Origin of the sequence: Snodgrassella sp. CFCC 13594, from assembly GCF_001590725.1 — a bacterium.
GTDB lineage: Bacteria > Pseudomonadota > Gammaproteobacteria > Burkholderiales > Neisseriaceae > Snodgrassella.
In genome coordinates this window covers 1-6,564 of sequence record NZ_LQXR01000033.1, presented here as the reverse complement: position 1 = coordinate 6,564, position 6,564 = coordinate 1, and the positions used below count along the sequence as shown (strand labels likewise).

Annotated in this window: 7 protein-coding genes and 1 pseudogene; 5 read left to right on the top strand and 3 right to left on the bottom strand. The window is 46.8% G+C overall.

Annotated features, from left to right (window positions below; translation table 11 throughout):
- Positions 1-102: 102 nt before the first annotated feature.
- From A2F46_RS11240 to A2F46_RS12695, 5 genes and pseudogenes are all read left to right on the top strand, one after another.
- Positions 103-393, top strand: a pseudogene (locus tag A2F46_RS11240) (integrase core domain-containing protein); the annotation flags it as partial.
- Positions 394-563: 170 nt separating this feature from the next.
- Complete coding sequence (locus tag A2F46_RS12705; protein ID WP_197457659.1) at positions 564-1,142, top strand: AAA family ATPase; 579 nt, start codon at positions 564-566, stop codon at positions 1,140-1,142.
- Entirely contained in the window at positions 1,076-2,632 is a 1,557-nt protein-coding gene (locus tag A2F46_RS11235) for an ATP-dependent endonuclease (protein ID WP_197457658.1), read from the top strand. The genes A2F46_RS12705 and A2F46_RS11235 overlap by 67 nt, the downstream gene beginning before the upstream one ends.
- Positions 2,625-3,506, top strand: coding sequence for a UvrD-helicase domain-containing protein (locus A2F46_RS12700; protein ID WP_197457657.1), 882 nt, complete (start codon positions 2,625-2,627; stop codon positions 3,504-3,506). The genes A2F46_RS11235 and A2F46_RS12700 overlap by 8 nt, the downstream gene beginning before the upstream one ends.
- Positions 3,497-4,357 carry a 3'-5' exonuclease gene (locus A2F46_RS12695; RefSeq protein WP_197457656.1) on the top strand — a complete coding sequence of 287 codons (861 nt, stop codon included), beginning with the start codon at positions 3,497-3,499 and terminating at the stop codon, positions 4,355-4,357. The genes A2F46_RS12700 and A2F46_RS12695 overlap by 10 nt, the downstream gene beginning before the upstream one ends.
- 284 nt (positions 4,358-4,641) lie before the next feature.
- On the opposite strand, the gene A2F46_RS11225 is transcribed toward A2F46_RS12695, so the two are convergent.
- The 3 genes from A2F46_RS11225 to A2F46_RS12690 form a co-directional block, all read right to left on the bottom strand.
- Positions 4,642-5,682 (bottom strand): relaxase/mobilization nuclease domain-containing protein, encoded by a 1,041-nt coding sequence (locus A2F46_RS11225; protein ID WP_066570513.1) that lies wholly within the window; start codon positions 5,680-5,682, stop codon positions 4,642-4,644.
- Positions 5,679-6,236 carry a plasmid mobilization relaxosome protein MobC gene (gene mobC / locus A2F46_RS11220; protein ID WP_066570510.1) on the bottom strand — a complete coding sequence of 186 codons (558 nt, stop codon included), beginning with the start codon at positions 6,234-6,236 and terminating at the stop codon, positions 5,679-5,681. The genes A2F46_RS11225 and mobC overlap by 4 nt, the downstream gene beginning before the upstream one ends.
- A gap of 39 nt (positions 6,237-6,275) precedes the next feature.
- The coding region (locus A2F46_RS12690; RefSeq protein WP_197457655.1) for a hypothetical protein at positions 6,276-6,564 on the bottom strand (289 nt) is incomplete at its 5' end.

The window sequence follows — 6,564 nt, the reverse complement described above, 5'->3', positions numbered from 1 at the left end:
TGAAAAACAAGAAAAAAGACAAATTAAATTACACGCAGGATAGGCTTGCACCGGTAAAACACCGTTAAACTGTGTTTTATTTCGCACTCGCGGGAGTATCTGGTGATTCGCACTTTGAATTGGCTTTTGAGGTACCGCAATGCACTGCACAGTATTAGGTGTGACAATGGGCCAGAATTTACCAGCCAAAAATTTCAACCTTGGGCGATACAAAGTGGCATTAAGATTGAATACATTCAACCAGGCAAATCTCAACGAAACACCTATATTGAACGTTACAATTGTACTGTGCAGAGTGGATTGTTGAATCAATATTTGTTTAATAATTTGAACGATATTGAAGATTATGCCACCCGTTGACTGTGGTTCTACAACCATGAAAGACCTCATTAAGCCAACGGTGGTAAGAAGCTACCACTGATGAGTTGTGATTCTACTGAAACCTGCCATTAAATATGGGAGGATTACCTAATGAATTTATGATTTCATGCATATTATTAAAGAAACTGCAATACAATATATGATAATCAATAATTTATAAATCGATAACCACCGAGGTACACATGCGTATTACTCAGGTCAAAATCAATAACTTCCGTCTATTAGCAGAGGTTGAGCTCATACTAGAAAACCAAACGACCGTTATCGTTGGACGAAATAACAGCGGAAAAACATCCTTGTCAGAGATAATGCGCAGATTTTTGGCTGATGGCAGCGCCACCTTTCAGATCGAAGACTTTTCCAGCGCCTGTTATGATCGTTTCTGCGAGGCTCTAAGTGCTTTGAACCTGGGAGAGGAGGAAAATGTTATTCGTGAACTCGTTCCTGCCATTGAGCTTAGAATGAAATTCCAATACGACCTCCGTCAACCCCAATTTGGACCATTGAGCCCTTTCGTCATTGATTTGGATCCCGAGTGTACTGAGGCGCTGGCGGTAATTCGCTATGAATTAAAGGATGGCCAATTAGCTCCGTTCCTCGAAAACCTCCCCAAGGATCCGCTAACCCCAGAGACCCGTATCGTATTCTTCCGGACTTTGCGGGAGCGCATCCCCAGAGATTTCGGCATCAAAATATGGCTGAAGATCCTAACGATCCAGACAACCGCCGAGAGTTGCAATCTAACGCGCTACGAGGCTTAGTCAAAACAGGATTTATCAACGCACAGCGAGGACTCGATGATGTAACATCACGAGAGTCCGATGTGTTGGCCAAAACAGTGGAAGGCCTTTTCGCAACAGCCTCTTCAGCATCAGCTGATACAGCAGACAAGCAAATTGCCGAGGCTTTGAAGGGGGCGGTCCAAGACATTCAAACTCAGATCGACACAAACTTTGGCAGCCAACTTAAAAGCCTGATCCCTGCGCTGAGAACCTTTGGATACCCCGGTTTGGGAGGACAAGAACTACACACCGAAACCTTGCTGGACGTTAGAAAGCTACTATCAAACTTTACCAAAGTTCGTTACGAGGGATATGGTGGTATTACACTACCCGAATCATACAACGGCCTTGGTGCACGAAACCTGATATTCATCCTTTTGCAATTAGCTGGCTTTTACAAAGCTTTTCGTGCTGAAGCCACAGAACCAGGCGTACATCTGATCTTCATTGAAGAACCCGAAGCGCATCTACATCCTCAAATGCAGGAGGTTTTTATTCGTCAACTTGCCCAGATAGCGCAGCAATTGGTTGACGGCACTGAGGACAAGAGGCCCTGGCCTGTTCAGTTCGTCGTATCCACTCATTCATCACATATCGCCAATGCAGCCGGTTTTGAGAGCATTCGCTACTTCCTCGGAACGCCAGCGCCAGGAACGCATAAGGGGATACGTAAAACCAAGATAAAAGATCTACGCAAAGGGCTGAAGCACATTTCATCTGAAGATAAGCGGTTTCTTCATCAGTACATGACGTTGACACGCTGTGACTTGTTTTTTGCCGATAAAGCGATTCTTGTCGAAGGGTTGAGCGAGCGATTGTTGCTTCCGGTCATTATCACGAAGTTAGAGGCCACTGAACCCGAGCATCCGAAGTTGTCCAGTCAATATGCCACGGTGATGGAAGTCGGCGGCGCTTACGCGCATTTGTTTTTCGACTTGTTGCAGTTCCTCGAACTTCGCAGCCTAATCATTACAGATCTGGATGCCGTCGAAAAACAGGGAGGCAAGGCATGTGCAGTCCACCTTGGCACATATTCCAGCAACGCTTGTTTGAAAAAATGGTTTTCCGGGGATATTCCTTTCACTTTAGCTGAATTGCTTACTAAAAAAGACAGTGACAAAGTGTTCAAGAACAATCGCATAGCCTATCAATGCGCAGAGGAAGAGGATGGCCCTTGCGGGAGGACATTCGAAGATGCATTCATTCTCGCGAATCCGAAGCTATTCGGATTAGTCAAAAAGGATACCTGGGATCTAGAAATCGAAGCACGCAGCGAGGCGGAAAAATGGAAAAAATCTGAATTCGCATTGAAGCATGCAATTCAAGAAACGGCGTGGGTCGCACCGAAATATATCGTGGACGGTGTTCATTGGTTGGCTGGCGGGGATGTAGTCGTGCCAGATCAAGCGTTGGCATTAGCTGTGAAAGCAGTCGCCGATACTGCGGATGGAGGGGACGTTGATGCCTGAAGTTCATTCACTCGCAGAGGCCGCAAGCCTACGCGCGCTCGAAGCCATGTACACCTGCCTTGCAAAGGGTCAGAGTTTTCGTTTGGAGGCCGGTGCAGGCGCCGGCAAGACATACTCGCTAATCAAAGCTCTTAGATTCTTGATTAAACATAACAACGATGTATTTCAGAAACACGGTAAGCAAATTGCTTGCATCACCTTCACAAACGTTGCAAAGGACGAGATCGCAACGCGTACAGATAGGAGCCCATTGGTTTTCTGCGAAACCAATCACGCGTTCTGTTGGTCTCTCATCAGTGGTTTTCAGAAGTCGCTCAGGATGCTAATCGAAGCAATGCCAGGCTGGCAAGAAAAGATCGAGGAAGTTGGAGGAACTATAGGTAATCGTATCATCGAGTACAGCCTAGGGCATCGGTCAATACGCGACTATAGCGTGTCCATCCACCATGACGATGTCATACCGTTAACGATATCGCTCATGGCTCATGAAAAGTTCCGTCGCATGATCACGGATCGCTTTCCGATCATTCTGGTCGATGAATACCAAGACACGAATAACGAGTGGATCGAAGCGATCAAAACCCATTTCTTAGGGCGGGCGGACGCACCGCTATTCGGTTTCTTTGGCGATCATTGGCAAAAAATCTATGGCGGAGGATGCGGCAAACTGGAGCATCCAAACGTAACCGAAATCGGGAAGGAAGCCAACTTCCGGTCAGTTAAAGCAATCGTTGATTCTCTTAATCGAATGAGGCCGGAACTGAGGCAATTCGTTGAAGATACAGAGTCTAAAGGTGAAGTGCGCGTTTTCCATACGAACAATTGGCAGGGAGAACGTCAAAAAGGGGCGCATTGGGAGGTGATTTGCCCCTGAATGAAGGGCTATCCACTCTGGAACGTGTTAAAACCACACTGGAGCAAGAAGGATGGGATTTATCCTCCGATTGCACAAAAATTCTGATGCTGACGCATAAACTCTTGGCTAACCAACAAGGTTATTCGAATTTGTCAGCCGCGTTTCAATATAACGAATCATTTACGAAGAAGGAGCATGAACACATCGCTTTCTTCGTCGATAAACTGGAGCCAGCCTGTGAGGCTTTCGCTGCTCATAAGTATGGAATGATGTTTGAAGCTCTTGGTGGCACTACCCCGCAATTGAGTAACCATTCAGACAAATTCCGCTGGTACGATTCCATGATGCAATTGCTAGCTATCCGTGAAACAGGAAGCGTTGGCGAGGTGATCGAGCACTTACGCACTCATCGAAAGCCAATACTTCCTGACGCTATCGAAAAGCATGAGAGAAAGTTACGCGACTTCGACAAAACAGCGGGTGTTGAAATGCCTAGAGCATTAAAAGAATTAGAGAAGTTGCAAAACGTTTCTTATTCTGAAGTTAAGGCGCTTCGCCGCTACCTTGATGGTCATTCACCGTTCGAAACACAGCATGGCGTCAAGGGCGCTGAATTTGAGAACGTTCTGGTCGTGGTTGGTAGAGGCTGGAGCAAATACAATTTCGGTGAAATGTTGGAGCTTGCTGACGCTCAAGCGATTCCCGCAGGAAAAAAAGAATCATTTGAACGTAACCGAAATTTGTTCTATGTCGCCTGCTCAAGGCCTCAAAAGCGGCTTGCCATTCTATTCACACAGTGCTTGTCACCAGGAGCACTGCATACGCTTGAAAACTGGTTCGGAATAGATGCGATTACATCAGCTCCATAGTTGGCTATGAATCGGCACTGCACCATCTTGGCTGACGTAGTATTCAGCTTACATGGATTCGTTCAGATTTGAGTTAACAGTTTTCACTGGTAGCACACAATCAAATCTGACAGTCTGCGATGAGCGAAAAGCAGATATTCACATCGGGCCAGAAGACATTCTGCAAATGGCGGGCTAGGCCCAGAAGTCTTTGAGCAGAAATATTTCAAGAATTTAGAGGGGCCGATTGTCCTCAATACTGTCTAGGATCAAACTTCTGCAATCAAATTAATTTCAATTAATGATTAGCGCTCAACCTCCGAAATATTGTTAGCATTATGAGATTGTTTTTTGCTTAAGCCGTGTACAGACTGATCAAATATAACCTGAGCTTGTGTGTTAAATCCGGTGCCAGAAACCTCTGCGGCCAATTTGCTCACTATCTTGGCCTCGGTTTTATGCCCAAGTTTGTACAGCTCTTTGGCAATCCGGCCATACTCACCAACAATAATACCGCGTGTTTGCATGGCCTCTTTCAGGAATAGGTATTTTGGGCGTTCATTTTTAGCCAAGGCTTCAATTAAGGATTCAGCCTGTTTTTTATGGGCACTACCTACAAAGCCACGCTGACGCATGGATCGTAAAACAAAATTCTCGCCTTTTCTTGTAATGCCACGGTGCTGGCGACGTGTTGCCGCACACGCGACGCCTTCCTCACGCAGCTTTTCGGCAAACCGAACACGCCACTCAAACAGGTCATTCTTGCGTGGGTTGATGCGGTGGCCATACTCGTCACGCATCAGCACACACAGGTGAACATGCGGGTGTGCCGGCTCATTGGGTCGATCACGATCAGTGTGCAAGGCAAAAACATATTGGTGGCCATCAAATTGTTCCTGGGCAAATTTTCTAGCGGCATTTTTTACAGCGGCTGGCGGTGTGTGCGCAGGCATAGAAAGTACGATATTCAGGGCCTCTCTATGCTTACTTGTATCCGCGATGCCAAGCTTTTGCCAATGTCGAGTCATGGCATGAATATCCTTTTTACCTTGAAGTCGTTCTCCATCATGGGTTTCTACTTCCACTTCGCCATTGCGGCTGATGTAATCGATGTGCCTACACACGCCTTTTAAACCGGTACTATTGGCACTCTTTCGCCTGGGTATTTTGACCATTACTTCTGGCTGTTTTAGGGCGGCTGCACGAAGGTTGGCCAAGCCGCAGCCGGGTTTTAATGGATGTTTGGATTGACGATTGCCAAAAGAAAGGCTGGCAGAGGATTTTCCTTTGACAGCCCGTGTTTTGTAGCCCAGTAACCAATCATCAATATCGGATTGTAAGCTCATTCGAATCTCCTTTTGTTGGCCAACAACAAATCGCCCACCACGTCGGTATGCTTTTCGATGATGGTGCGCAATTGGCGCATTTCTTCGGTGGTGAGGCTGGCCGATTCGCCCGCATTCAATTGCCGGGCAATCTGGTTCAGGTTACGACCAATGCGCAGCAACTGATAATTCGATTGATACAACGCTTCCGCCTCTTTGTCTGATAGCGTTGGGTGACCATCGATGTAATGGCGCAGGATACTGACAGCAAACGCATTGGCAGACATGGACTGAAGTTGAGCCGCCATCCTGATATATTTGTAGTCTTGTGGAAGTAAACGCACTTCAAGACGGTATTTGCTATCGTCATCATCTGAATCAGTGGTAGCGGTTGGCTCACCTTCTTCATCTTCGGACACCTTTATGGAGGTAACCGATGCAGGATTTGACAATTGCCCAAGCAACAGGGTTTTTGCCAATAAAGAAACGCTGGCTTTACCTAATTGCTTTTGGGCTGTTTCCCTTAATGCCGCCAGTTCAGTGCGGTTTAAACCATAAACGTCAATTTTTGGCATATCTCCTCCTTTCAGGCAGCCAAGGCGCCTGAATTGGGTTTAACGATCGACGCCTGCTTCATCCAGAGCAGGTGTCCCTTTAGGAAGGTCAACCGCCTGGGCAGCCACCTTCACTTCGTTCTCATAGAAAATGGCTTGGGCTTCCATCCGCATTTCCGGTGGCAGCTTGGCCGTGATTTTTTCCATGCCGTATTCACGCACTTGGCGCATCTGGCACTCTGGTGTCGTCAATAGATAGTTTTGACCAAGGTAGTTTTCTTTGGCCCGACGTAGCCGACCTTCTGCCGAAATGGCATCTTGTGGCTGAGGTGTTTGTGTTGGCACAGGT